Genomic DNA, 24,243 nt, shown 5'->3' on the forward strand with positions numbered 1-24,243 from the left:
AAAATGAGCCAAATTGTAGAAGAAGTTCTAGCAGCTAATCTTAGTTACACTGATAAATTCGGTGATAAAGGTAATCTCACTATACCCCCATCTCGTCGGTTTGCAATTCTTACGTGCATGGATGCTCGACTTGACCCAGCTAAATTTGCTGGACTAGCTGAAGGAGATGCTCATGTAATTCGCAATGCAGGGGGACGTGCTAGCGATGATGCGATTCGCTCTTTAGTAATTTCTTACAAATTACTTGGTACGCGTGAATGGTTTGTAATTCATCACACTAATTGCGGGATGGAAACCTTCACTAATGAAATCATCAGTAATTTACTTTCTAGTAGCCTCAAAACAGCCAAGCTAGATGAAATAGGTTGGTCAGATATTGGATCTGGGTCGGGATCAAGTGAAGGCAAGTTTATCAATTGGTTGACTATTGATGACCTTGCCAAAAGCGTCTATACAGATGTACAACGGATTCGTTTGCATCCATTAGTTCCGAATGAAATTCCTATCTATGGCTATATCTACGATGTCAAAACAGGGCAATTAATTGAAGTTCTTGAAGCTACTAAACTTGGTCAAGCTGCGTAGTTTTATCGTGTAACGTAAAAGTAGTATTTAATGAAGTAGCTATTTGTGTAAAAACCTCCTTTGCTGGTGAAGCGTATTCGCTGATCGCAATCGGATTTCCAGTATCACTACCACTACAAATGCGGGAATCAATGGGAATTTGTCCTAACAGAGGCGCTTGTAATTCTGCTGCCAATTGTTCACCGCCACCACTACCAAAAATCGGTGTGCGTGAACCACAATCACCACAAATTAAATAACTCATATTTTCAATGATGCCAAGGACAGGAACACCCATTTGGCGAAACATATATATATTACGTCGTACATCTGCAACAGCCACTTGTTGAGGAGTTGTCACTAAAATGACTCCACAAATTGGGCTTTCTTGGATAATTGTAATTTGAGCATCACCTGTACCGGGAGGTAAATCTATCAATAAATAATCTAATTCACCCCATTCCACATCCTGCAAAAATTGCGTGATAATTTTATGCAATACAGGCCCTCGCCATGCCAAAGGACGATTTGCTTCTGCAAGTAAACCCACTGACATTATTTTTATTCCCTGAACTTCTAGAGGTAAAAACTTATCACCTGTGGGAGTATTAATCACTTGAATATCAGCTTGTCCTAAACCCAACATCTGAGGGACATTGGGGCCATAAACATCAGCATCTAATAGTCCTACTTTTGCACCTTGTAATTTTAAAGCTGCGGCGATATTAACGGCTGTTGTGGATTTGCCCACACCACCTTTACCACTAGAAACTGCAAGAGTTATTTTAACACCGGGAATTGTACAAATTTGAATATAAGTTTTTTTACACCAAGATAGAGATGATAATAAGAATTGAATTTCTGGCTGTAATTGGTGCTGATGAGAACCAATATATAAACGTAAATAAATATAGTCATCAACTATGCGGAGATTTCGCACCATTCCCAAACTAACGATGTCATTTTTTAAGGTAGGTTCAATGATTTGTTTAAGTAGTTGGACGACTTCTTGCTGATGCACTGTAGTCATATATTTTGAATATTATAAAGGATATTTCTGTATCTCATGTTGGTGTAAGCTCTGTCTTCGACACGCTGTTCGCGTTCGTAGAGAATTTGAAATCTGCTGTATAACCTTTAATAATTTATCAGTATGTCTTACGCACTCGTACATTACCCCAATATTAACACAGAGAATATCAATCAAATAAGGCAGAAATATGACCCACAATTTGATTTAATTGAACCACATATTACACTAGTATTTCCCATAATCGAATCTATTAATAAAAACCATCTCATTTTTCATATCGATAAGATATTAAGTAATTGGAAAACATTTCCTATTCATCTCCAAGGATTGCAAAAATCATGGGATGAATATCTGTTTTTAATGCTTGAATCAGGAAAGGTAGAGATGATAAAATTACACAATGAACTATATACAGATATATTAGCCAAATATCGTAAAGATAATTTACTATTTGTTCCGCATTTAACACTAGGAAAATTTATAAAAGATACGGAGATGCTTTTGCAAGATTTAGCAGAGGCACAACGTTTAAACTTAAATTATCGTTGTTTTGTCGATAAGCTCCACCTGATAAATATTGCTGATGAGCAGAGGTCAATTATTTGGAGTCAGGAATTTGCATTGCAAAATTAGTAAAGCTTTAATCGTGTTAGCATTACTGAGTTGCTAAGAATGATCGCTCTCATTTAGCTCCTGTGCAAAACTTCTCTCACCCAAGCTTCCTCTTCGGGCGATTGCACTATCTTTAAAGGTTGTGAATAATCAATTGCCAAGTCAAATCTAGCACGTTCGTAAACTTCATTTAATAACCTTTGCAAGTCAACTATAGGTTCAGGTTCTTCGTCACGCAAAGGTACAGGAAAAACAGGAATTGGATTTTTTAAATCGAAAGTATATAAATCTGCGTCAGGTCTGTTGTAGCTACGACTGACCAAGATACTATAACTATAATCTGTGGTTGATGCTCCGAAAATAGGCATTGGCTGCCCTTGTCTGGTGAGGTCAATTTCTACTAAGTTGGTTGCAGAAGCCAAAATTTTCTGTCGTTTGCTTTCGTAGGCGGCTCTACCTTCTTTGGAGCGTTTATTTTTGGGAGAAAGTATTTCAATCACAGCCACTACTTCTTTGCTTTGAGTCGATCGCACCTCTAAAAATCGCTCAGTTATCTGTTCAGGTACAGGAACTTTCACTTTACTGGGTTCAGCAAGTTTTGCAGCAGTCAAAGTTGTACTGTTATCTGTAGTGTTACGTTTGGCAACTGCTATATCAGCAATTCCTACGAGTAAGATATTATCTACACTAGTGTAAACTCGCTCTTCAATGGAAACTCGGTATTTAGGGACGATTTGGGGAGTTAGGTCATCAGCGATCGCTACAATCAAACGATTGTGAACTTGATGCCAAAGTTCAGGCTGTTCCAAATACGGGTTCATTCCAGGAAATGGATTGTCCATTGCACTTTCCCTTAGTTATTTACTGCTCCCTTGTGACTATTCTATCTGTTTGAATCTTCTGAATTGCCCGTTGTGCTTGGATAGACACTTCTTTGTCAGGGTCATCTAAGGCTTGTTGTAGGGGGTTAATAACGTCGGGATGAGCTAAATTCCCAAGTGCGATCGCAGCTTCTTTGCGGACATCTGCATATTCATCTGTTAATGCTTGAATTAATCTTGGCATAACTTGAATATCTGGAATTTTTTGCAAAGCTTGTGCTGCTGATTTCCGCACTTGCCAATGTTCATCATTTAAAGCTATTTCTAATGCTGAAATTGCTTGATTATTTGCATGAATAGCCAGAGATTTAGCTGCATTCCGGCGAACTTGCCAGTCACTATCATTTGTAAGTGCTTGACAAAGTATTGTAATCACTTCTGCATCTTGTAAATGTTCTAAAGTTAAAGCAGCAGCACGACGTACACTTGCTTCCTCATCAAAAATCAAATTTAAAGCTTGCGGACATTTTTCTAGTTGATTTATATATCGCAGTGTCGTAACGGCTGCTTCTCTTAACTCAGGATTTTTTGATTCTAAAAATGGTAAAATGTCGGGTAAAGATTGAATATCATGTATCTTCCGCAAAAGCACCAAAATATTTAATTGAATATTTACATCATTACTTTGGAGCTTGTCTAGTAAAAGTAACAATTCGTCTTGTGTAATTAACTCGCTTAATGCTGATGCGGCTTCAGTGCGAATATCTGTATCTACTGAACCGAGGCATTCAATTAAGGCAGGGATGGCAACAGGATTAGCAATTTCCCAAAGGGCAGATATTGCTATTTTCTGAACAGTAATATATTCGTCTTTTAAAGCTATAATTAAACCATCGATTGTTTCGTCATCGCCTAGATGTTGCAAGGTTTTTACGGCTACTATACGATCATTTACGTCAGGCGATCGCAACATTTTTAGCCAATGTTTGAGGTCATCATTCATTAATTTTACTATAGATAGTTAACGTAACAAAAAGGGAATTTGTACTGTAATTGCATTAGTTGGACATTCTTTTTCACAAGGCAGACAAAACCAACACTCATCATATTTCATGTAAGCTTTGCCTGTTTCTGGATTTTTTGCCAATACATCCAAGGGACAAACTTCAATACAAGCTGTGCATTTTTCTAGACATTTCGATTCATCAACGATGACAGGAACATCTATTCTCTGATTGATTAAAGCCATAAAACTAATCCATTATTTTTTATTAAACTATTAAACGGTACAGTAAATGGGGTAAATTTGCATGGATAATATCACGCTCGTATTTAAATCCCAACTTTTCCATGACTCTTTGTGATGCTTTATTATTCGTTAGAATAAAGCAAACTATTTCCGGTAAATTCAATAGTTCAAAACCAATTTTCAATATTTCCTCACCCATTTCTGTTGCTAACCCTCTACCCCAGAATTTAGCTGTAAGAGCATAAGCTAATTCTACTTGTTCATTGCCTTCTACATCAGTATTCCGAAGACCAGCACGACCGACAAACTGATTATTAACTTTGTCTCGAAATACCCATAACCCAAATCCATAACGCTGCCAATGGTTCAAGTTATTTAGAATGAAAAGTCGTGTTTCTTCATCAGAACGAACACCACCTAAAGTTGCCATAACTTGTTTATTTTGGTGCATTCGATAAAGTTCATTCAAATGTTTAGATTGTAGGCATTCGGCAAACAGGCGATGAGTTGTAAATGTATCAATTAGCTGCATCTTATTTTATTAAATCAATTGTTTATAAAAAAATAATGATTGTTTTATATTGGTATAGCCAATTTTCTCATAAAATAAATGTGCTTCTTTACGTTTAATATTAGAAGTTAACAAAATATTCTCACATCCAACCGAAAAAGCACACTGCTCAATTTGTTGCATTAAACAACGTCCAATTCCATAACGACGATAATCTTTATCTACAAATAAACCTAAAATAATTGCTGAAATTGGTCTAATTATCGAGTCATAAATATGAGCGTGTGTCCAACCAATTACATATTCATTTGTCAAAGTGGCAACATAAACGACGTGAGAATTATTATTTTTAATTTTATCAAGACGTTGCTCTAATTGTTGAGTTGTCACAGTAAATCCAAGTTGTGTGCAAAGACTAGCAATTCGCTCTGCATCTTTAATCTCAGCTTGTTTAATTTTAAATTGCTTATCCATTGTAACTTTATTTGTCATAATTTAATTTTAAATTACAATTATTTAGTTATCCAGCGTTGCACGGATAAAACGATAGCCTATATCAATCTCTGCCAAATTGTGAATATCACCATATTTTTTTGTCCATTCCTCACTACTTAAATCTGCTGTAAGTAACTTTACTCCTTGCTCTGCTAAATCTTGATTTGCTAATGCAAAAGATGATATTCCCGCGCGTACTTCTGCTTGAAGATATAACTCTGGTCGTCTCCAGCCTGCTGCTGCGAATAAATCAGATAAATCGTATGGTAACAAAAGAGGTATGGCTTCAACATGCCTTTTAGTATTACTCTGAATTAAATTAACCTGTTCGTTAAGTGGTAAAAATCGTAACGCATCTTCCCACAAAAACGGAAAATAATCATAAAGCCATATCTTCTGAGCTAATCTAATATCAAAAGTTAACAAAATTATTGCCCCATCTCTAATTATTCTGTGCATTTCCTGAAAAGCTTTTTCGAGATGAGAAAAGTGATGAGTTGCCAGGATACTTACAACAGCATCAACAGACTTATCTGGTAGAGGTAAATTTTCTGCATAGCCAGTAAACCACTTAATCTGCTGATGTTCCACTGCTTGTTTTTGCATAACTACAGAAGGTTCAACAGCATTAACAATAAATCCTTTATTAGCTAGCGCTAGACTGTAACCACCACTACCAGCGCCGATATCAGCAATAATCCTACCTTTGGGTAAATTGAGTAAATCGATTATTTTATTGACAATACGGAAATCAGGAACGCGAGTTTTTGAGTATTGTTGACCAATTGAATTATATATAGACATATTAGAAAATTCCTCAAAATAATTTACAACAACCTATTTAAAATTTAACTTTAGATGAATAAATAAAAAATCTGTTAGTTAAACAATTCCAGCAAATTTAAGAGTTCACTTATCATAAATCTTGGTTTTGCTTCTTGTGGTAAATTTTTATTTTTTCTGTTGTAATAGCAAAAATCCATTTGGACTTGTGTTGCTCCCGCATAGTCGTGCTTTAGAGAATCTCCAACATAAATAACTTCTGCTGGTCTTAAATTTAACCTAGATAAAGCATGATGGAATATCTCAGGAGATGGTTTAGCAAAACCAATTGCTTCAGAAACTACAACTGCTTCAAAAAAATGCTCAATTCCAGCAGCTTGCATTCTCGGTAGTTGCGCTGATACAAACCCGTTTGTAATGACAGCCAAACGATAATTGTGTGCGAGAGCAGTTAGTACTTCATTTACATCAGGTTCCATTACGCCTGAATGATTAAAAATTTGCCAAAAACTTTGACTAAGATTGCTAATTTGCTCTGTTTGTATATCTAATTGAGCAAGTGTACTTCGATAAGACATCTCGATTAACTCACTAGGAGAAAAGATATCTCGGTGTCTCCAATACTTGGAATTATAAGTTTCAAAGACTTGAAGAAAAATAGTCTCACTGACTCCATTTAAATCTAAAGCTACTGCACAATCTTCTAATGCTCCTAGAATAGCTTGGTGTTCACATAGCTCAAAATTCAACAGTGTATTATCGAGATCAAAAATTATTGCTTCATAGAGCATTTTAATGGACATTCATTTAACAGCAACATTGTAGACTTCTTTGACTGTATCTATTTTCACGATGTAAGGATCTACAGGACGCTTAAACAATACCATTTCCCCTAACTCATCTTTCTTTAAGTTGACATGACAAAACCACTCCTCATCATTCTTTTCGGGGTAATCTAAACGGTAATGATAAAGACCCCAACGAGTCTCTTGGCGATATAATGATGCTCTGGCTGCCATTTCTGCACAGTCGCGAATAAAGTGAACTTCTAGACTACGCATCAATTCATGAGGGTCACGAGCGCCCATTAAATCTAATGTTTCTTGATATTGCACAAAATGTTTTAAACCAATCTCGATTTTATTACCTGATTTTGGTGGTTGCAGATAATCATTAACTAAGCGTCTTAATTTATATTCTACCTGGGTGTGAGGTACACCATTCGGACGAGTTAAAGGTGCATAAATTCTGAATTTTTCAGCTTCTAAAAAATCTGTATCTGGTTCAATAAAATCTAAATTTTGGATATATTCAATGGCATGAGTTCCGGCTATGCGACCAAAAACAAATGCCCCAATCATATAATTATGGGGAACGCTGGCCATATCTCCGGCTGCATATAAACCTGGGATGGTTGTTTGAGCATTTTCATTTACCCATACACCAGAAGCACTATGACCGCTACATAAGCCTATTTCGGAAATGTGCATCTCTACACCGTGGGTGCGGTAATCTTCATTTCTACCTTGATGAAAACGTTCTCTACTTGGTCGTTCATTTGCCCAAAGTATAGATTCAATTTCAGCGATTGTATCTTCATCAAGATGGGTCATTTTCAATTGGACTGGTCCTTTTCCAGAATTTAATTCTTTCCAGATTTCTAACATCATTTGACCACTCCAATAGTCACAGCTAATAAAGCGATTTCCTTCGGCGTTAGCAGTATGTGCGCCAAAAGGCCCGGCAACATAGGCACAGGCGGGGCCGTTGTAATCTTTGATTAAAGGATTAACTTGAAAGCATTCAATATTACTAAGTTCTGCACCTGCATGATAAGCCATTGAATAGCCATCTCCAGCATTGGTGGGATTTTCATAAGTGCCGTAGAGATAGCCGGAAGCAGGTAATCCTAATCTGCCACAAGCACCTGTACACAGGATGACTGCTTTAGCTTGAATGACAATATAATCTCCGTTTCTGACATCAAATCCTACCGCACCAATAGCACGTCCTGCTTTGACTAAGACGCGGGTTGCCATGACGCGATTTGTCACTTTGACTTTGTGGCGTTTGACTTGGCGGGTAAGAATTGTTTTGAGGTCTTTTCCTTCTGGCATGGGTAAGACATATTTACCCACACGATGCACTTGTTTTAAGTCATAGTTGCCCTGGGCATCTTTTTGAAATTTCACACCCCAACTTTCTAATTCTTGGATAACTTCATAACCTAATTTGCCTGTTTGATATACGGCTTTTTGGTTGACAATGCCATCGTTAGCTAGGGTGATTTCGCGCACGTATTGTTCTGGTGTGGAATGACCGGGAATAACTGCGGTATTCACGCCATCCATACCCATTGCGATCGCACCACTCCGTCGAATGTTAGCCTTTTCTAAAATCAGCACCTCTGCATCGGGATTCGCTTGTTTGGCTTTAATTCCAGCCATTGTACCGGCTGTACCGCCACCAATGACAAGTACATCAGTTTTTATTTGTTGGATGTTGATGTCCATAAGCTTTTGCGAGTAGGGAGGAACTTCTAAGATTTATTACCGTTCCAAACGATATCTTTAACTTGGATTTGCTTGGGAACTAGTTTGATTTTGTAAAAAGTATCGGCTATGTTTTGTTGCTGAGTGATTACTTCATCTGTTAGCGGTAAAACGCCATATTTTCGTCGTTTTTCGGCAATTTCTAATGCTGCTGCGGAAATACCTAACTCTGGTTCTAAAAACTTGGCAACTTCTTCTGGATTATTTGTTGCCCATTTGTCTACTTTGCTGACTTCATCTAACAGGGTTTTCAACAAATCTGGATGAGAATTAACAAACTCTTGACGCGCAAGATAGTAACCCCGATTCGGTGCTAAATTTGTCGCATCTGTTAATGTCCTAACCTTTGTGTCGTGTTCAACTGCTGCTAGGTAAGGGTCCCAAATTGCCCAAGCATCAACGTTACCACCAGTAAATGCTGCACGGGCATCTGCTGGTGTTAGATGTGCTGGTTGAATGTCACTATAGTTTAATCCGGCAGCTTCTACAGCTTTGACAACAAGATAGTTAGTGTTCGAGCCTTTAGCAAAGGCTACTCTTTTCCCTTTAAGGTCAGCAACCGTTTTAATTGGTGAATCTTTCGGTACAATAATTGCTTCGGCTTTGGGACTCCAAGGATCATAAGCAACATAAAGCAAGGGAGTACCTCCGGCTTGGGCAAATATTGGTGGTGATTCACCTGTATAGCCAAAGTCAATACTACCTGCGTTCATTGCTTCTAGCATGGGTGGGCCTGCGGGAAATTCTGCCCATGTCACCGAAGCACCAGCAGTCGTTAAAGTTTGCGCTAAATTGCCTCGGTTTTTGAGGGTACTGAGAATAGTCGCCGCTTTTTGATAGCCGATACGAACTACCACACCTTGATTTGCTGTCTGTGTTGCTACAGAGTTACCTGTATTGTTGGCAGAACACGCAGATATCACAAGAGTCAAACTTAACCCACAGGTAAAGAATAAGGCAAATATGCCAATTCTGGATATTTCATAATTTTGAGGAAAGCTGCTGACAATCCTCATCAGTCGATGTGGTAAATACTTACTGAACATACGTACATTAAACTACAAGCAATATCAATACTACGATAAATAAAGCAGCTTACCGTATTTTACTAATAGAATATTCACATAGATAAGCCGCCAATGCAAGATCCGAAAAAGTATGCCTATAAGGAAAACTATTATGGTTATTAGGAATAAGGGCATCACCGTGCCAAAACGGGAAAATTGTACGTAAAGCTGAAAGCCTTCCCCCATAAGCATCTTAGCCACCCATTTTTCAATAACACCCGTAAGTGATATTGAGCCGAGATCGGTGTAATTTGGCGTAAATATAGCGAAGCTGATACTGTTGGCGAATGTACTACATATTTGTAAAGACAAGTATTACGTAAGCTCAAACCTTCAATATGTCGTTGCGGCTTTTAGTTGTAATACTTTTGTTTATGCGTTTGTAACACTTTCGCCAACAGTATCGGATACGCGGCTGTACCCCTACAAAGCCAATCCTAAAGTATTTGTGAACAACAAGATACCCAACTTCTTGGAAAAGTTAGGTATCTGAAGCTGCAAATTCGAGTCGCTAGGGTTTTTGTTAATTCTCAAACAACCGGAAACAATATGCTTCCTCAATTTGATAGCTGAATTTTTCCCTTTTAACTACAAGTATTTGCTGAAGCTGAGTTCATATTTCTTAAATCACCTGTAAATGTGGCTGTGTATTGATAAGGTGACGATCCAGTGCAATTCATGGAATTTGTATAGGTGTTACGGGGATTCCACCATGACGTTGCGTTCACAGTCAAATTTGCGCCATTCCATGATAGATAATTGACAAGTAAAGAGTTAGTTTGTCCATTATCTGGCTTTTTACCAGATAAAAATGTGGCATAAGAAACCTGGCCATTATCTGGATTAATCCGGGCTATAACTGCGGCTTTTGGCCCGCCTCCACTACCATAGCTAGGCAACCACCGACCACTGGCAAAGCGGCGAAAATCATTACCTGTCTGACTGCCTGTGGCAGAGTAAATGCCATATAAAACATCACTTCCATTCCAATACAATCCGTAACCTGTACCATCGTCATTTGTTGTCTCGTAATCATTACGACACCATGCTTTTATCGCATTATTGAAGCGGATAGTTACAGGGTTTTTGTTATTTGAAAGTTGCTGATAACCAATGTAAATTCTTGCTGTTCCATTAACTACTTTGGGGCCATTTTTAGCTGCGATCGTCGCTTCACTATCATTGCAACTGAATGTCACAGCATTACCAATCGATGTATTTATGGTTTCGGCTAAAACTGAAGCAGGTTTTTGGGTAAGAACTAAGTCACCTACTAAAATTACAGACAAAGAAATGCCCGCAAAGTACTTTTGTAATTTGCCAGAATAAATCATGTTATGAATCTGCCGAGACAAGGAACTGAAAACACCGTATCACTATAAACTTTAATCAGTATTTCTACAAGTAAAATTCTTGAAAACACTATAGTGTAAGGTTTTCAGCATTTAAAAATATTAGACAGAACTACAAAATGTATGATCTAATATGCATGACGATGCATGATAGTAGCTGTATATAATTGTTATTTATCAAAGAGTGTTAGTAAATATAAAAAATTTCAATAGATTATGCTTTACCATAAACAATTGCAGTAGTTGAGAAAATAATTTTAATTAGTTTTGGAAGAATCAATTACAGTTAAAGCAGTGTTATAAGCATCAAGCATAGTTCTTAGCTGCTCAATTGCTTGACTCAAGTTTTGCAAATCGCAATCATCACCAAAACTCATATTTGAATCAATTATAACGAAGATATAGCTATAACTGCCGTCAAACAACTTGACGTAGAAGTTGTGCTACTGCCAGGAGAAGGCATAGTCTGGGAAATAAAACCTCTTCTCGTAAATTATGACCGAGAAATACTCAGATTTTAAACTCTTGTTTGGCTTTTTTATAGATAATTACAATGGGGAATTAGCTCGTAAATCCACCTACACATAAAAAGCCATGAAAGAAAAACCTAAACAACAAATGCGTATATGGGCGATGTTGTGTCATTTCTCAGCTTTGGTAGGATGGATATTATTGTGTTTTTTGGTATTTCTTGGTATTCCTTTATATTTACCTTTAAATATTTTACCTCCATTCATAATTTGGCGCTTTAAAAAAGCTCAACATCCCTGGATTGATTTACAAGGTAAGGAATCATTAAATTTTCAAATCTCTTTAACTTTTTACACTTTTATTGTTCTCACAATATCCTTAATTTTAGTATTAACTAGCTTTAGTTTGGCAGTGACTACTAATGGTTCAATTAATGAAATAAAAAATACTTTAGACAACATATTAATTATACTGATGTCATTAATTTTATTCAAACTGGTACTACAATCTTTTGTTGTGACTTTTGCTGCTATTAAAGCTTACAATGGTGAGCATTATCGTTACCCCTTTACAATTAGAGTTTTACGATAATACTATCTGATAGTATAATAGATTCCAAAGAGCGATCGCTAGATGTGAGAAAGTCAATAGCAACCGCCAAGCAGGAAGAAAAATATTTGTCTAAAAAGTTTGATATAACTACATATTAGATATGATTTCTCAAAGAAGATTAAACAAAGAATAAGTCACATAAATATGGGGATAAGAATTATATGATTGGAGTTGCGATCGCAGGCACTGGATTTGGTCAAAAAGTCCACATACCCGGATTCCAAGCACATCCTCGCACTAAGGTAGTTGCTGTTTATCACCGAGATATAAATAAAGCCAAAGCCATAGCAGAATCCCATAATATTCGTCACGCTTATGACTCACTTGCAGATATTGTGGCATTACCAGAAGTGCAAGCCGTCAGCATTTCGACACCGCCCTTTTTGCACTATGAAATGGCAAAAACCGTATTGCAAGCTGGAAAACATTTATTACTAGAAAAACCGACAACTTTAAATGTATTTGAAGCGAAAGAACTTTATCAGTTAGCTCAAGCAAAAAGCGTTATTGCAACTGTAGACTTTGAATTTCGCTTTGTACCAGCATGGCAATTGTTTGCAGAATTATTGTCAGAAAACTATGTCGGTGAGTTACGCCTAATTAAAATTGATTGGTTAGGTTCTTCTCGTGCTGATGTTTCACGCCCTTGGAATTGGTATTCTAATAAAGAGAAAGGAGGCGGTGCATTGGGATCTTTGGGTTCTCACGCCTTCGATTATATTCACTGGTTATTCGGGCCAGTGCGTAGATTAAACGCCTATCTGAGTACTGCTATTCCTACACGAGTTGACCCTATTAGTGGGGAATCTAAGGCAGTAAATACAGATGACAACTGTATATTAACCCTGGAATTAGCCAATGGTACACCTTGCCAACTTTCTATCAGTGCAGTTGTTCATGCAGCAAGAACTCATTGGGTAGAAGTATATGGCGATCGCGGTACATTAATAGTGGGCAGTGAAAATCAAAAAGATTATATACATGGTTTTCGTGTTTGGGGTTCCCAGCCAGGTAAATCTCTAACAGAAATAGAAATACCAAATCGGTTAATTTTTCCCCAAAATTATGCTGATGGTCGCATTTCGGCATTTATCCGTGTAGTAGACCAATGGGTGCAAGGAATTGACCGCAATCAGGAAATTACACCATCACTACGCGAAGGAATTTATTCTCAACTGTTGATGGATTTATCTCATGAATCGGATCAAAAAGCAAGTTGGGTAGACGTACCCAGTTTGGAAGGATTTCTTAGTAACTAGAAAATAAATGAGCAAAACTCCCCGCATTCGTATGCCGCCGGAAGTCACGTCGCAACTCTTGGAGACGCTGCGCGAATGCTCTGAATTCAAAAGTCAAAATTAATGATTGATATTAGCAATCTCCAAACTCTCTGTTTTACCTGTAATCAGCAGAAAACAGATAATATCGATCCGCGTTTTTGGCGATATTTTCAGCTTTAGGTTACGATGGTATGAGCTATTAGTTTCTCTCTCATTTCTATGCCTCAAAATCAAAATAGCAATTTCCTAATATTTCTCAATATTAGAACTACGCTTTTTTACTTCTTCACTGTCATAGCTATTTTAGTAGTAGCCTTTCCCTGGCTATATGAGATTAAAACGAAAGCTGGGATCGACATATCACCTGGACGCCATGCAGGAACATTTTTTGAAAAACATACCCGTGGATTCTTTAAGTGTGAGTGGCTTTATCCCTACCATTGCGATCGCTCTCATGTTAAGTAAAGGAAATTACAGCAGAGTTCAGGAGTAAAACAGGCTGCATTACCTGGACTTGAGACGAATCGTTGTGTACTTCACTTTCCTTGAAATTCAGGGTAATAGAGGACGCAAGAAATCTACTACTACGCTTTCTGTTGGGCAGGAAGCCTACTGTGTACCCGTTGGCGTAAAGCCTACAGCATAGCTTCGCTTACCGCGCAGCGTCTCCAAGAGTTGCCTCTCGTAGAGAAGGCGGTTCGAGAAATTAAGCTTTTCGGCAATTTTTGCGTAAGTCCTGAAAAGAAATAAAATAATAATGATAGCTTTGAAAGTAATCCTAATTGTAAATATTAAAAACTATCTGAAATATAGTCATCAACTTTATTATGGAACATATTTCTCAACTAACAGCCGAAATCAGAGACAAAGCTGCATACCCAGATATCCTAGTGATATCCCGGATCTTTCTGCCGAAAGAAGCTGTAATTGGGGAATATATCTACAATCGTTGTCTGCAAGATCCAGAACGAATAATTGTGCTGGCAGCTAGTTCCTCAGAAGATCAAGTATTTGATAAGAGTCAACAGTTTCCTGTGTATCGCTGGTATTATCCTAAATATTGGCGTAGTGGCTATGTGGAAAATATCCTGAAGCCTTTGGTCAACGTCGTCTGCTCATTTGTCCTAGCAATTAAACTCTATTTTCGCTATCACTATCGTTACATAGAGTGGGGCCACGGCTATGATTTTCCTTCACTGTTGCTATTGAGCTATTTCTTACCTATTCGCTTTTTTATCTATTTGCACGGCAACGATCTTCTTTGTACTTTACACAATCCCGTGCTGCGATCGCTATTTAAATTAACACTCAAACGCGCCGAAGGTATTGTTTGTAACAGTTCTTATACAAGAGACTACCTTAGAACTGCTTTCCGATTAGATACTCCTACCCACATTATCAACCCAGTAATCAGACCAGAAAAATTTGGTAATAATGTAGCCAGTCCCAGTAGCCTTGATGATTTAAGGGTTCACGTGCGTCAGACGTACAATATTCCCAAAACAGCAATAGTTATTCTCTCCATCGGCAGGCTAGTAAAACATAAAGGTTTCGACCGAGTAATTGATAATATCCCAATACTGCTAACTTTTGGGGTCGATGTCCACTATATACTCTGCGGTCAAGGCCCAAGTGAATCTGAACTGAAATCTCTAGCGCATCGTTTGCGGGTAGATAAGCGTGTCCACTTTGCCGGATATCTACCAGAGCGAGAATTAGCAGGTTATTATGCAGCTTGCGACATATTTGCTATGCTGACTTTATCGGATACTAAACCTAATAATATGGAAGGTTTTGGTATGGCTTATTTAGAAGCAAGTTACTTCGGTAAGCCCGTAATTGCCCCCCGCTTAGGCGGTGTTTTAGACACAGTTCAGCATGAAGAAAATGGCATACTAGTTAATCCCAATTCTGGTTATGAAGTGTTTCAAGCTTTCAATCGGTTATGCAAAGACCAGCAACTACGTGAGCAACTTGGTCGTAAAGGTAAAGAATTAGCCAAGCGTAGAACTCTTCATCGATCGCTTTATAAATCAGAGGGGGAAAACGCAATTTTGTGAAATGATATTATTAACTGAACCGGATTGAATCGTCAAATTCAAAAAATACCAAAAAGGGCAATTTACTATAAGTTATATTTTTACATAAACTCTAACAAATTGCTTCACAAATGAGCAAGATTACAGTGTAAAACCACGCTTGTGATGTGATTAAATGTGCAATGAAAAATATCTGGTTTAACATAGAGCAATTCCTTCGGCCTGATGCAAAGCACCGAATGCAATCTTTCGTGTTTACAGTCATTGGATGTCTTGCTGTAGTTAGTGTAATTACCTTTGGGGCAATGTATGTTGTGGCTCAACCTGCTTCAACTTCTCCTGAACGTCTGGCTGTGAAAGCGCCAAATTTCGGGCGACACTTTCAAGAATTTGGGCGTGAAGGCTCTATCTTGATTTACGACTCAAAAAACAACCGCATCTATGAACACAATCCTCAACGTAATGCAACTGCGATCGCTCCAGCTTCAACATTCAAAATTTTTAACGCGCTGGTGGCATTAGAAACAGGTGTAGTTCCTGATGATGTGGCAGTTCTCACTTGGGATGGAATTCACCGAGAGATTGATGCTTGGAATCATGATACAAATTTGCGTCAAGCCTTTAAAGATTCAACTGTTTGGTTCTATCAAGTATTGGCACGTAGGGCTGGATATGAACGGATGCAGCAATTTCTTAACAAAGTAGGTTACGGGAACCGTCAAATTGGCAGCGCCGCAGACATTGATCGTTTTTGGTTACAACCGCAGCTATTGCAAATTACAGCCAAAGAGCAAATTAAGTTTTTGCAACGGTTATATCAAGGCGATTTGCCTTTCTCGCAACGGACAATAAATCTTGTCAAAGACATTATGGTACGCGAACAAACTCCAGACTATACACTCCGAGGAAAAACGGGATGGTTAACGAGTACCAAACCAAACGTTGGTTGGTTTGTGGGTTATTTAGAGCAAAACAAAAACGTCTACTTTTTCGCGACAACCCTTGATATGCAAAAATCGGAAGATGCACCCGCCCGCATTGAGATTACACGACGTAGCTTCAAGGATTTGGGCTTGCTGACTCAAATCAATTAACCACCACCGACAATAGTTACCACTTCTAAGCGATCGTTTGGTTGCACTTTTGTTTGGGGCCAAAACTGGCGGTGTAAAATTTCGCCGTTATACTCCACAGCCACCAAGCGGGGGTTAAAACCCAACTGTTGGAGTAAGTCGGGTAAAGAAGTTTGAAACCAACAGCTATGGGTTTCCCCATTTACCTGAATCGTAATCTCGTTAGACATAATATGTGGGGAATGGGGAATGGGGAATTGGGTATTGCTTATTCACTTTGGACAAATGACAAATGACAAATGACAAATGATAAATGACCAATGACAAATGACAAATGACAAATGACCAATGACAAATGACAAATGACCAATGACTCTTTTAGAGTTCTGGTTTAATGCGATTGAGTTGAGAGAGCAAATATTGCGTTACTAGGGTAGGCTGTTCGGCTTGCATGAGCGATCGCACCACTGCTACACGTTCAGCTCCAGCATCGATCGCATCATTGATATTATTGGCATCTATTCCCCCAATGGCAAACCAGGGAATTGAGCAATTTTTGGCTGCATAGCTGACGTATTCTAAACCTGTTGCTGCCTTACCTACTTTTGTGGGAGTTTCATAAACTGGCCCCACGCCAATATAATCTACACCTTCAGCAATTGCTGCTTGCATTTCTTCTTTATTTGTGGTAGAAAGACCTATCAAACGCTGGGAACCGAGTAATTGCCGAGCAACAGCAATAGGCATATCTTGTTGTCCCAGGTGTACTCCATCGGCATCGACAGCTAAAGCTACATCCACGCGATCGTTAACGATGAACAAAGCGCCGTAGATGTGGCATAACTGCCGTAATTTTCTCGCTTGTTCCAGACGCAAAGAATCATCGGCGGTTTTGTCGCGGTATTGTAAAAGCGTTAATCCCCCTTTGAGTGCAGCTTCGACAGTGTTCAACAAATTTTCACTAGGGGAAGTCACAAGATACAAACGCGATCGCCACAACAATTGATGGCGCTGATGACCCATTAAACTACTTTCTAGGGTATAAACCTGATAGCGCATCTGTTTACAAGCTTTAGCCATATTTGGCAGGGTTAGCTTGCTGTATTCTTCCAACACCCGTAATGCTTCTTCTATCCGGCAAAAGTTAGCTTGCAAAACCGATTTTATACTAGCTCGTTGTTCTTCTTGAGGATGAGTTAACTCAGTCCCAGGATCGCTTGGTGTATCTCGCGCTGCCCGCAATTCAGAAGTATGCCACTTGGCTACCTCTTGTCGCAAGCGCTTGCATTCGAGAGCCAACTGGGCATTATTCAACCCAAACCGACACCATTCCTCAATAATTCGCAAGCCCTCACGAGCACGATCTAAATTGGCATCTAAAATGCGGTAAACAACTTGCTGTATTTGCTCTTTTTGGCTGTATGGCTCGACCATCACAACAACCCCATTAGTGCTTTCATCGAAGTGTGAATTATCATAAGTCCTAGTAACCATAAGTTAATTAATTTGCTTGTTTTTACTAATTTTTGCGGAATCTACGCAAAAGAAGGCAGTAGTGAGGGTTACGGTAAATTATCCCATGTTCCTATAGACAGTGATAAGGGTAGTTTGAGGCTACAGTTTTGCACTGAGCTTAGTCAACTATTTTATGGTAAACAACAAGCTTGCAAAGGACTGCTAAAAGGGAATACACCAGAAAATCCACAATAGATATATTAGTGAAAATAATGTAGAGACTAGGGCGTGTTTTCAAACCTTTCTTGAAGCACCTGAGTCTTGGAGATCCCCCCAACCCCCCTTAAAAAGGGGGGCTTTTAGAGTTTCTTTTCCCCCCTTCTTAAGGGGGGTTAGGGGGGATCTTCGAGTTTGAAAACAGTCCCTAGCAGTGTTATGTCTCTACAAGGGTTTTGGATAACGCATATTTAACTTCACTCTTATATCTATTTAGATATGGGAGTGAAAATGACGTAGGCACAATTCATGAATTGTGCCTACAAATTATTTTAGGCAACACACAATTAATTTATGGAGATGTCTAATATCATTTATTACTATGTATTAAATATCGCCACTCGGTCAATATATGAGTAATATTATCGACATAATACTCTCTATTGAGTATAAGAATTTATGATTACTTATAAGGAGTCGTGTTAAATATGATTCTTCATCGTGTGTTTTCTGAGTACCGTAGAGTAGATGTTCTGTTTGCAAAGCCGAAGTTTCTGAAATCAGCAAGGCTTTTATTTTTTAGTTTTTCAGTATTATCTTTGACTGTAGGCATGGCAACGGCAAGTATAGCGTTCCTGGGTATAAGCCTGGATAGTGCAATCGCTCAAATTCCATCGACACCAAATTCAGCGCCTCTGAATCAGAAAACACCTTCTCAGGCTAATGTGCTATTTGTCAATCCTGGTGTTGGAGATGACAAGGCAGGCAATGGCAACGAATCCGCTCCTGTAAAGACGATTACCCAAGCCTTGCGATTAGCTAAAGCCAATACTGTAATTATGCTTTCCACTGGTACTTATAGCGCCGAGACAGGAGAAGAATTTCCCTTAATACTGAAACCGGGTATTTCAATTCAAGGCAACCCCAGCAATCAAGGTAAAGACATTATCATTCAAGGAGGCGGTGATTACCTGAGTCGGAGCTTTGGCGGTCAAAATGTCACAATTGTTGGAGCCAACCAAGTCTTGCTGACTGGGGTAACGGTGACGAACTCTAATCGCCGTGGTTACGGTTTATGGATTGAATCTAGCAATCCGGTAGTCGCAGAAAATACTTTTAGTGGCAGTACTCAAGATGGAATTTCCGTCAGTGGTAATGCTGCACCCACCATTAGCAAGAATTACTTTGATCGCAATGGAGCTAATGGCATCACAATTGCTGGTAACTCTAGTCCCCAAGTGAAGGAAAATGTCTTTCACCAAACAGGTTTTGGGATTAATATTGCCCAAAACGCCGCTCCTATACTTATAGGTAATCAAATTCAGAACAATAGATCGGGAATTGTCGTACAAGCAAAAGCCCGCCCGATTTTGCGGAATAATTCTATTCAAGATAATAAAGAAGATGGTTTAGTTGCGATCGCTCAAGCAATGCCAGATTTGGGTAGTGCATCGGAACCTGGGGGTAATACATTTCAAAATAATGCTCGCTACGACATTAACGCCAGCGCTGCTAAACAGGTGATTTCTGCTGCTGGTAACAACCTTGTGAGCGATCGCATCACTGGCAAGGTAGATATTAACGGTACAACAGCACTAGTAACCGAAAATTCTCAACCCGCTCCCAACAACGTATTACGACAAATACCACCAAATGGAGAAATCACCTTTTCGGCTCCTGAAATCCCTGAAACTACTAATGGGCAAACCAGCAACAGCATTTCAGCAAATAATCCTGTTTCTGGGCAATTAAACAGTCAACTGCTGCCATTAATGCCAGCCAATAATGTACCGCTTTCTCTGCCTATATCCAATCAACAACTACCTACTTCTAGCGTCGCCGGATTTCCTACTCCTAGCAGCTTGTCAGGTAGACAAGTATCAACTAACACTTCAATAATTACAACTTCCAGTCCAGCACAGCCGCGTGAGACACCACAGTTAAATTATGTGCGGATCGACCCTAATACTATTGAGTTTACTGCCCCTGAGTCCCCATCCAATTCAGTTGCACAGCCACCAGTTGCAAGTATGAAGGATCAAACACAGCAGCCATTACCAATACTAGAAACTGCTGCCCCAGGTGCTTCAGAACTTTTACCACTTCCCGATCGCAATATTCCTATTGTTAATACTCGCAATCTGCAAACAAGTTCTGCAAGTATTCCCCATAGTGGTAACTCTGCAAGACAATTTGGTGTGCGTTATCGCGTAGTAGTGCCACTTGCAACTGATAAGGAGCGAGATTTAGTAAAATTCCTTGCTCCTGGTGCGTTTCCCACAGTTTGGCAAGGTCAAAGAGTTATGCAAGCAGGAGTATTTAGTAGTGAATATAACGCTAAAGAAATGCTCAAAACACTCTCTAGTAAAGGTTTAAGAGTCATTATGGAGCCGTTGAATTAATTGGGCATTGGGCATAGGGCATGGAACGAAATACGGCTTAAAACCTTGCTTCTCTGCAAGACGCTACCGCAAACAGGGCTAATTTTTTCTTTTCTGTTCCCTATTCTCTGCTCCATCAAGTGATTGTTGACACAGGTGTTTTGGTGGCTTTAATTGATCGACGCGATCGCTATCACATCTGGGTAACAGAGCAGTTGACCCAGATTGCGCCACCTTTGCTAACTTGTGAGGCTGTGATTTCAGAGGCCTGGTTTCTGTTGCAAAGGGTGAATAATGGTCGGGAAACGCTGCTTCAACTTCTGGCTCAACGGCAAGTCGTGATTCAATTTAATTTGGATGCGGAGTTGACAACAGTATTGGCACTGCTGGCTTGCTATCAATCTGTGCCAGTCTCTTTGGCAGATGCGGAACTAGTAAGAATGGCAGAGCTTTATCCCAACAGTTTTGTTTTCACTCTCGATAGTGATTTTCTTTCTTTATCGCAAGAATCGCGATCGCCCAATTCCTCTGCTCATTCCTCAGTCAGGAGTTTGAGAAAATTGGTAAAAAAGTAATGCACCTCAAAATGAAATCAATCGACTTGAGAGAGCGATCGCTTTTCTACTGTGGGTAGGCATCGCTCTTTTATAGGACTTACGTAAAAAGGCAGTGAAAGCCTTGATTTGATGATTAATTGAAAAAAGCGATCTTTTGCAGGCGAGCAAAATCGCCGAGGAGCTTATTAAACTTAGCTGATGTAAATGTAAGCAATCGTCAGATTTTTAACGGGTAAAGTAAACTGAAGACAGAAATACCACAAATCCAAGAATTGCCCCCATGAGCGTTAAAATCGAATTTCACGTTACCGCTCCACCGTTTCGTTGGGATGAAGCTGGAGGTATTCGTATCGGTCAGAGCCGCGTTACTCTCGATAGCTTGCTAGCAACATACCATAACGGCTCTACACCTGAAGAAATTGCTGTTCAGTATCCCGTTCTCTGTTTAGGGGAGATATACGCAGCGATCGCATATTATCTCACCCATCGCCAAGAAATTGACAATTACCTAGAGCAGCGTCGCAAAAAAGCTCAACAACAGCGAAATCAATTTGTCCAGCAGCATAATTTAGTTAATCTTAGGCAGCGCTTGCGCGATCGCTATCAGCCCCAAGGAGAATTCTAGCCAGTGCGTCTATTGACTGATGAGAACTCAATGGCTCAATATTGCGGGGCTTGCTCAGACGTTTACCTGGATTGGACATTGTTCGTGTCCAAGATGTAGGTCTAATTCATACTGATGATTCCACTATCTTAGAGTGGGCAGCCAATGAAAAACGCATCTTGCTTACCCATGATGTAGCAACGATTACTGTTTATGCTTATGAGCGAATCAACAAAGGTTTGTCTATGCCTGGAGTTGTTGAAGTTATTGCAACGGCTCCAATCGGACAGGTCATTGACGACTTATATTTATTTGTTCGTTGCAGTAAGTCTGGCGAATATGAAGGTCAGATCCTTTTTATTCCCTTTTCTTGATTGTAATGGGCAATCGCGGGTCAAAATGAGATCAATTGCTTTAAGAGAGCGATCGCTTTCTTACTGTGGGGAGGCATCGCTCTTTTAGTCAAGGGGGCGAGATCGCCCTTAGGCATAAGTTGAATTAGCGATCGCGTTCTTGTTTTAGGGAGCGATCGGGGAAAGCATCCTTTATCCATCACTTTCATCTAGATATTTCAAAAAAGAATGAACACCCAATAGTGGAAAAAATATCGTTTTTGCGATCGCTTAATCTTTGCACTCATCATTCACTTTTCTGCTTAAACTTAGTAATTAGCTTAATTTGATACTTTATTCTCTCTTCACTTTTCAGCGGAATTTATAATTGACAAAAGCAATGTTATTCTAACTTGTCACGAATGAACCGATTTAATTTTATTGAATGGTAAGAGGTATGGAACCGACCATCGAGCAACTTAAAGCATTCTTTGACTTTTGCGTTCGGGCTAGTAATTTGCTTAGAGATATAGCATTGGTTAGATTTGATCAGAGGACAGGCCGAATCGTGATTTTGATAGGCGAAACCATGCAAGTAGAAATTCTTAGTAATGGGGAGAACATTATCCGATGACAGACTATTTAACTCTTAATGAGCAAGAATTAAGACAATATGTGATATCAAACCCCCAGGATGAGGAGGCATTTCAGCATTACCTCAGTATCATGAGAGCGAAACCGGGGGTAGTGGTCAGCACTCCAGAACAATTAGAGGCTGAGTTAAAACGGCGTATTAATCAAGCTAGTTAACATAGAACCCGTTACTGGAATGTCAGTAACGGGGTTTTTTCAATTTAGCAGCTTGACTCAATGTGAATTTTGGAATTTGCATCAACCATAATCCCCACGTCTCTCGAAGTTCTGATCCAAGGAAGCCTTGGCTCAGACTTCTCTCCATGTCTGTGCGTCCCCGCGTCAGCCTCAATCATCCCTTGATTCAGCAACGCCGATATTCCCGCGATCGCACATCCTCATATCTGCGCTGATTTGGCGACTTGCGTCTGGATACAGCAGGCTCAGTTTTTTCCGTTTTACCAACTTTCGGTGATTGGCGATCGGCTAAGATATCCAGGGCAGACAAATGACGAAACTCGACGGAACAAGGGTTAGCGTTACCGTCAGTATGCCATATTTTTATCGTTTTACCAACATTCGGTTATTTGTTGGCATTTACAAAATATTTTTAAGGGCGTCTATTTAATTGCCTTCATGGTGGAGGGTTATTTTCGACAGGCTTGCAGCACTCACCATCGAAAACAACCTACTTTTTGTAAGCGCTACAACAAAATGCCCTTTCGTTAACTCACTCCCCTTAAGCGGAATATAGGTTCATAGGTTCTAAGAAAGGACTCTGACGGCAACACGCTCCTTGAGTGGAATATTTTGAGGAAACCAGGGTTCACCCATCGATCCGTATTGGGCGTATTCAAGTAGTTCTTGAGTTTCTTGAGTTCCATTGATTCCAATCCATTGGAATTTTTTCTCTGAAGCCAGAGCAAATTCGTAAAACGCCTTTAACTCATGTTCCTCAAATCCAGGATATCCGATCAGCTCGTCGAAAACGATTATTGAACCTTCTGTGAGTTTTTCTCCTAAATAAGAGAAGATAGTTTTAGTTGATGAATAAAGATCGCAATCAATATGCAACAAAGATATATATTGCTGGGTGTGAGCAGCAATAAACTGAGGAATAGTATCTTCAAAAAGACCTTTTATGAGAGTCGCATTGCTTTTTACCTGGGGTAATTCTGGTTGCTTAAAAGCCCCTTTAGGTAATCCGGGACGCCAATCAGATGGTAATCCCTCAAAACTGTCAAACCCATAAACAGTTCCTTGTAACCGATACTCACAGATAAGATTGAGGGTGTGACCGCTAGCAACACCAAACTCTAACCAAAGACCATCTTGATTAACAAGCTTCTCCCGCAAGACATATGGAAGAGGTGAGATTGGCAACTGCATTCCTGGAAGAATACAACAGCTATCTTCCACGAATCTGTTGAAGTCCTGATGAAAATTAATAATGTTCTGCATGTTTTCTTGTTTTTTAGTAATTATCTTAACACCCCTAAGTTTACCCAAACTGACCATAAAGGTGGTGCTAAAGCGAGGGTAGCGGATAGG

The 24,243-nt window shown here is 39.3% G+C and carries 29 protein-coding genes and 1 pseudogene; 14 read left to right on the top strand and 16 right to left on the bottom strand.

Going from position 1 to position 24,243, the window contains the following annotated elements; translation table 11 throughout:
- Positions 1 to 3: 3 nt before the first annotated feature.
- Positions 4 to 585, top strand: coding sequence for a carbonic anhydrase (locus tag RMY63_RS09565; RefSeq protein WP_322728486.1), 582 nt, complete (start codon positions 4 to 6; stop codon positions 583 to 585).
- On the opposite strand, the gene RMY63_RS09570 is transcribed toward RMY63_RS09565, so the two are convergent.
- On the bottom strand, positions 563 to 1,594 hold the full coding sequence (locus tag RMY63_RS09570) for an Mrp/NBP35 family ATP-binding protein (RefSeq protein WP_322728487.1): 1,032 nt from the start codon (positions 1,592 to 1,594) through the stop codon (positions 563 to 565). The genes RMY63_RS09565 and RMY63_RS09570 overlap by 23 nt on opposite strands.
- 123 nt (positions 1,595 to 1,717) lie before the next feature.
- On the opposite strand from RMY63_RS09570, the gene RMY63_RS09575 reads away from it, so the two are divergent.
- Positions 1,718 to 2,230 carry a 2'-5' RNA ligase family protein gene (locus RMY63_RS09575; RefSeq protein WP_322728488.1) on the top strand — a complete coding sequence of 171 codons (513 nt, stop codon included), beginning with the start codon at positions 1,718 to 1,720 and terminating at the stop codon, positions 2,228 to 2,230.
- A 53-nt stretch (positions 2,231 to 2,283) separates the two neighbouring features.
- On the opposite strand, the gene RMY63_RS09580 is transcribed toward RMY63_RS09575, so the two are convergent.
- The 10 genes from RMY63_RS09580 to RMY63_RS09625 all read right to left on the bottom strand — a co-directional run bounded on the left by RMY63_RS09580 (position 2,284) and on the right by RMY63_RS09625 (position 11,021).
- Positions 2,284 to 3,051: a DUF4058 family protein gene (locus RMY63_RS09580; RefSeq protein WP_322728489.1), complete on the bottom strand. Its 768-nt coding sequence runs from the start codon at positions 3,049 to 3,051 to the stop codon at positions 2,284 to 2,286.
- 19 nt (positions 3,052 to 3,070) lie between these two features.
- Positions 3,071 to 4,033 (bottom strand): HEAT repeat domain-containing protein, encoded by a 963-nt coding sequence (locus RMY63_RS09585; RefSeq protein WP_322728490.1) that lies wholly within the window; start codon positions 4,031 to 4,033, stop codon positions 3,071 to 3,073.
- 18 nt (positions 4,034 to 4,051) lie between these two features.
- The gene (locus RMY63_RS09590) at positions 4,052 to 4,279 is read right to left on the bottom strand and encodes a 4Fe-4S dicluster domain-containing protein (RefSeq protein ID WP_012408944.1); all 228 of its coding nucleotides are present in this window, start codon (positions 4,277 to 4,279) and stop codon (positions 4,052 to 4,054) included.
- A gap of 22 nt (positions 4,280 to 4,301) precedes the next feature.
- Complete coding sequence (locus RMY63_RS09595; RefSeq protein WP_322728491.1) at positions 4,302 to 4,811, bottom strand: GNAT family N-acetyltransferase; 510 nt, start codon at positions 4,809 to 4,811, stop codon at positions 4,302 to 4,304.
- A gap of 9 nt (positions 4,812 to 4,820) precedes the next feature.
- A complete protein-coding gene (locus RMY63_RS09600) occupies positions 4,821 to 5,282 on the bottom strand; it encodes a GNAT family N-acetyltransferase (RefSeq protein WP_322728492.1) in 462 nt (153 codons plus the stop codon).
- A gap of 24 nt (positions 5,283 to 5,306) precedes the next feature.
- Positions 5,307 to 6,089, bottom strand: a complete 783-nt coding sequence (locus tag RMY63_RS09605; RefSeq protein WP_322728493.1) for a class I SAM-dependent methyltransferase — start codon at positions 6,087 to 6,089, stop codon at positions 5,307 to 5,309.
- Between the two features lie 74 nt (positions 6,090 to 6,163).
- Positions 6,164 to 6,871 carry an HAD family hydrolase gene (locus RMY63_RS09610; RefSeq protein ID WP_322728494.1) on the bottom strand — a complete coding sequence of 236 codons (708 nt, stop codon included), beginning with the start codon at positions 6,869 to 6,871 and terminating at the stop codon, positions 6,164 to 6,166.
- Positions 6,872 to 8,581, bottom strand: coding sequence for a fumarate reductase/succinate dehydrogenase flavoprotein subunit (locus RMY63_RS09615; protein ID WP_322728495.1), 1,710 nt, complete (start codon positions 8,579 to 8,581; stop codon positions 6,872 to 6,874).
- Positions 8,582 to 8,607: 26 nt separating this feature from the next.
- Entirely contained in the window at positions 8,608 to 9,666 is a 1,059-nt protein-coding gene (locus tag RMY63_RS09620; protein ID WP_322728496.1) for a sulfonate ABC transporter substrate-binding protein, read from the bottom strand.
- A gap of 605 nt (positions 9,667 to 10,271) precedes the next feature.
- Positions 10,272 to 11,021: a hypothetical protein gene (locus tag RMY63_RS09625; protein WP_322728497.1), complete on the bottom strand. Its 750-nt coding sequence runs from the start codon at positions 11,019 to 11,021 to the stop codon at positions 10,272 to 10,274.
- Positions 11,022 to 11,633: 612 nt separating this feature from the next.
- Between RMY63_RS09625 and RMY63_RS09630 the strand changes: the two genes are divergently transcribed.
- The 6 genes and pseudogenes from RMY63_RS09630 to blaOXA all read left to right on the top strand — a co-directional run bounded on the left by RMY63_RS09630 (position 11,634) and on the right by blaOXA (position 16,535).
- On the top strand, positions 11,634 to 12,101 hold the full coding sequence (locus tag RMY63_RS09630) for a DUF4870 domain-containing protein (RefSeq protein WP_322728498.1): 468 nt from the start codon (positions 11,634 to 11,636) through the stop codon (positions 12,099 to 12,101).
- A gap of 182 nt (positions 12,102 to 12,283) precedes the next feature.
- Complete coding sequence (locus RMY63_RS09635; protein WP_322728499.1) at positions 12,284 to 13,381, top strand: Gfo/Idh/MocA family oxidoreductase; 1,098 nt, start codon at positions 12,284 to 12,286, stop codon at positions 13,379 to 13,381.
- Between the two features lie 108 nt (positions 13,382 to 13,489).
- Positions 13,490 to 13,582 (top strand): annotated as a pseudogene (locus RMY63_RS41740) (HNH endonuclease); the annotation flags it as partial.
- Positions 13,583 to 13,621: 39 nt separating this feature from the next.
- Entirely contained in the window at positions 13,622 to 13,867 is a 246-nt protein-coding gene (locus tag RMY63_RS09645; RefSeq protein WP_322728500.1) for a hypothetical protein, read from the top strand.
- 362 nt (positions 13,868 to 14,229) lie between these two features.
- Complete coding sequence (locus tag RMY63_RS09650) at positions 14,230 to 15,462, top strand: glycosyltransferase family 4 protein (RefSeq protein ID WP_322728501.1); 1,233 nt, start codon at positions 14,230 to 14,232, stop codon at positions 15,460 to 15,462.
- Between the two features lie 218 nt (positions 15,463 to 15,680).
- Positions 15,681 to 16,535, top strand: a complete 855-nt coding sequence (gene blaOXA / locus RMY63_RS09655; RefSeq protein WP_322728539.1) for a class D beta-lactamase — start codon at positions 15,681 to 15,683, stop codon at positions 16,533 to 16,535.
- Here blaOXA and thiS read toward each other — a convergent pair.
- Together thiS and RMY63_RS09665 are read right to left on the bottom strand one after the other, a co-directional pair.
- Positions 16,532 to 16,744 carry a sulfur carrier protein ThiS gene (gene thiS / locus RMY63_RS09660; protein ID WP_322728502.1) on the bottom strand — a complete coding sequence of 71 codons (213 nt, stop codon included), beginning with the start codon at positions 16,742 to 16,744 and terminating at the stop codon, positions 16,532 to 16,534. The genes blaOXA and thiS overlap by 4 nt on opposite strands.
- A gap of 148 nt (positions 16,745 to 16,892) precedes the next feature.
- Positions 16,893 to 18,008: a thiamine phosphate synthase gene (locus tag RMY63_RS09665; RefSeq protein ID WP_322728503.1), complete on the bottom strand. Its 1,116-nt coding sequence runs from the start codon at positions 18,006 to 18,008 to the stop codon at positions 16,893 to 16,895.
- 665 nt (positions 18,009 to 18,673) lie between these two features.
- Between RMY63_RS09665 and RMY63_RS09670 the strand changes: the two genes are divergently transcribed.
- From RMY63_RS09670 to RMY63_RS09685, 4 genes are all read left to right on the top strand, one after another.
- Positions 18,674 to 20,587, top strand: a complete 1,914-nt coding sequence (locus tag RMY63_RS09670; protein ID WP_322728504.1) for a DUF1565 domain-containing protein — start codon at positions 18,674 to 18,676, stop codon at positions 20,585 to 20,587.
- 143 nt (positions 20,588 to 20,730) lie between these two features.
- On the top strand, positions 20,731 to 21,141 hold the full coding sequence (locus RMY63_RS09675; RefSeq protein ID WP_322728505.1) for a type II toxin-antitoxin system VapC family toxin: 411 nt from the start codon (positions 20,731 to 20,733) through the stop codon (positions 21,139 to 21,141).
- 262 nt (positions 21,142 to 21,403) lie between these two features.
- Complete coding sequence (locus RMY63_RS09680; RefSeq protein ID WP_322728506.1) at positions 21,404 to 21,748, top strand: DUF433 domain-containing protein; 345 nt, start codon at positions 21,404 to 21,406, stop codon at positions 21,746 to 21,748.
- A 71-nt stretch (positions 21,749 to 21,819) separates the two neighbouring features.
- On the top strand, positions 21,820 to 22,101 hold the full coding sequence (locus RMY63_RS09685; RefSeq protein WP_322728507.1) for a DUF5615 family PIN-like protein: 282 nt from the start codon (positions 21,820 to 21,822) through the stop codon (positions 22,099 to 22,101).
- A 20-nt stretch (positions 22,102 to 22,121) separates the two neighbouring features.
- Here the strand turns inward: RMY63_RS09685 and RMY63_RS09690 are convergent, their stop codons facing one another.
- Positions 22,122 to 22,280: a hypothetical protein gene (locus RMY63_RS09690; RefSeq protein WP_322728508.1), complete on the bottom strand. Its 159-nt coding sequence runs from the start codon at positions 22,278 to 22,280 to the stop codon at positions 22,122 to 22,124.
- Between the two features lie 236 nt (positions 22,281 to 22,516).
- On the opposite strand from RMY63_RS09690, the gene RMY63_RS41745 reads away from it, so the two are divergent.
- Together RMY63_RS41745 and RMY63_RS09695 are read left to right on the top strand one after the other, a co-directional pair.
- Positions 22,517 to 22,693 carry a DUF6888 family protein gene (locus RMY63_RS41745; RefSeq protein WP_416212498.1) on the top strand — a complete coding sequence of 59 codons (177 nt, stop codon included), beginning with the start codon at positions 22,517 to 22,519 and terminating at the stop codon, positions 22,691 to 22,693.
- Positions 22,690 to 22,869 carry a DUF6887 family protein gene (locus tag RMY63_RS09695; RefSeq protein ID WP_100899738.1) on the top strand — a complete coding sequence of 60 codons (180 nt, stop codon included), beginning with the start codon at positions 22,690 to 22,692 and terminating at the stop codon, positions 22,867 to 22,869. The genes RMY63_RS41745 and RMY63_RS09695 overlap by 4 nt, the downstream gene beginning before the upstream one ends.
- A 187-nt stretch (positions 22,870 to 23,056) precedes the next feature.
- Here the strand turns inward: RMY63_RS09695 and RMY63_RS09700 are convergent, their stop codons facing one another.
- Positions 23,057 to 23,200: a hypothetical protein gene (locus RMY63_RS09700; protein ID WP_322728509.1), complete on the bottom strand. Its 144-nt coding sequence runs from the start codon at positions 23,198 to 23,200 to the stop codon at positions 23,057 to 23,059.
- Between the two features lie 257 nt (positions 23,201 to 23,457).
- Positions 23,458 to 24,153 (bottom strand): class I SAM-dependent methyltransferase, encoded by a 696-nt coding sequence (locus RMY63_RS09705; RefSeq protein ID WP_322728510.1) that lies wholly within the window; start codon positions 24,151 to 24,153, stop codon positions 23,458 to 23,460.
- Between the last annotated feature and the right edge of the window lie 90 nt (positions 24,154 to 24,243).

The sequence above is a fragment of the Nostoc sp. ChiQUE01b genome, from assembly GCF_034531255.1.
Classification (GTDB): domain Bacteria; phylum Cyanobacteriota; class Cyanobacteriia; order Cyanobacteriales; family Nostocaceae; genus Nostoc.

Bases quoted from the DNA above. Each gene is read 5' to 3' on its own strand.
- RMY63_RS09565 (WP_322728486.1), top strand. From the start codon at position 4: ATGAGCCAAATTGTAGAAGAAGTTCTAGCAGCTAATCTTAGTTACACT.
- RMY63_RS09570 (WP_322728487.1), bottom strand. From the start codon at position 1,594: ATGACTACAGTGCATCAGCAAGAAGTCGTCCAACTACTTAAACAAATC.
- RMY63_RS09575 (WP_322728488.1), top strand. From the start codon at position 1,718: ATGTCTTACGCACTCGTACATTACCCCAATATTAACACAGAGAATATC.
- RMY63_RS09580 (WP_322728489.1), bottom strand. From the start codon at position 3,051: ATGGACAATCCATTTCCTGGAATGAACCCGTATTTGGAACAGCCTGAA.
- RMY63_RS09585 (WP_322728490.1), bottom strand. From the start codon at position 4,033: ATGAATGATGACCTCAAACATTGGCTAAAAATGTTGCGATCGCCTGAC.
- RMY63_RS09590 (WP_012408944.1), bottom strand. From the start codon at position 4,279: ATGGCTTTAATCAATCAGAGAATAGATGTTCCTGTCATCGTTGATGAA.
- RMY63_RS09595 (WP_322728491.1), bottom strand. From the start codon at position 4,811: ATGCAGCTAATTGATACATTTACAACTCATCGCCTGTTTGCCGAATGC.
- RMY63_RS09600 (WP_322728492.1), bottom strand. From the start codon at position 5,282: ATGACAAATAAAGTTACAATGGATAAGCAATTTAAAATTAAACAAGCT.
- RMY63_RS09605 (WP_322728493.1), bottom strand. From the start codon at position 6,089: ATGTCTATATATAATTCAATTGGTCAACAATACTCAAAAACTCGCGTT.
- RMY63_RS09610 (WP_322728494.1), bottom strand. From the start codon at position 6,871: ATGTCCATTAAAATGCTCTATGAAGCAATAATTTTTGATCTCGATAAT.
- RMY63_RS09615 (WP_322728495.1), bottom strand. From the start codon at position 8,581: ATGGACATCAACATCCAACAAATAAAAACTGATGTACTTGTCATTGGT.
- RMY63_RS09620 (WP_322728496.1), bottom strand. From the start codon at position 9,666: ATGTTCAGTAAGTATTTACCACATCGACTGATGAGGATTGTCAGCAGC.
- RMY63_RS09625 (WP_322728497.1), bottom strand. From the start codon at position 11,021: ATGATTTATTCTGGCAAATTACAAAAGTACTTTGCGGGCATTTCTTTG.
- RMY63_RS09630 (WP_322728498.1), top strand. From the start codon at position 11,634: ATGAAAGAAAAACCTAAACAACAAATGCGTATATGGGCGATGTTGTGT.
- RMY63_RS09635 (WP_322728499.1), top strand. From the start codon at position 12,284: ATGATTGGAGTTGCGATCGCAGGCACTGGATTTGGTCAAAAAGTCCAC.
- RMY63_RS09645 (WP_322728500.1), top strand. From the start codon at position 13,622: ATGCCTCAAAATCAAAATAGCAATTTCCTAATATTTCTCAATATTAGA.
- RMY63_RS09650 (WP_322728501.1), top strand. From the start codon at position 14,230: ATGGAACATATTTCTCAACTAACAGCCGAAATCAGAGACAAAGCTGCA.
- blaOXA (WP_322728539.1), top strand. From the start codon at position 15,681: ATGCAATCTTTCGTGTTTACAGTCATTGGATGTCTTGCTGTAGTTAGT.
- thiS (WP_322728502.1), bottom strand. From the start codon at position 16,744: ATGTCTAACGAGATTACGATTCAGGTAAATGGGGAAACCCATAGCTGT.
- RMY63_RS09665 (WP_322728503.1), bottom strand. From the start codon at position 18,008: ATGGTTACTAGGACTTATGATAATTCACACTTCGATGAAAGCACTAAT.
- RMY63_RS09670 (WP_322728504.1), top strand. From the start codon at position 18,674: ATGATTCTTCATCGTGTGTTTTCTGAGTACCGTAGAGTAGATGTTCTG.
- RMY63_RS09680 (WP_322728506.1), top strand. From the start codon at position 21,404: ATGAGCGTTAAAATCGAATTTCACGTTACCGCTCCACCGTTTCGTTGG.
- RMY63_RS09690 (WP_322728508.1), bottom strand. From the start codon at position 22,280: ATGGATAAAGGATGCTTTCCCCGATCGCTCCCTAAAACAAGAACGCGA.
- RMY63_RS41745 (WP_416212498.1), top strand. From the start codon at position 22,517: ATGGAACCGACCATCGAGCAACTTAAAGCATTCTTTGACTTTTGCGTT.
- RMY63_RS09695 (WP_100899738.1), top strand. From the start codon at position 22,690: ATGACAGACTATTTAACTCTTAATGAGCAAGAATTAAGACAATATGTG.
- RMY63_RS09705 (WP_322728510.1), bottom strand. From the start codon at position 24,153: ATGCAGAACATTATTAATTTTCATCAGGACTTCAACAGATTCGTGGAA.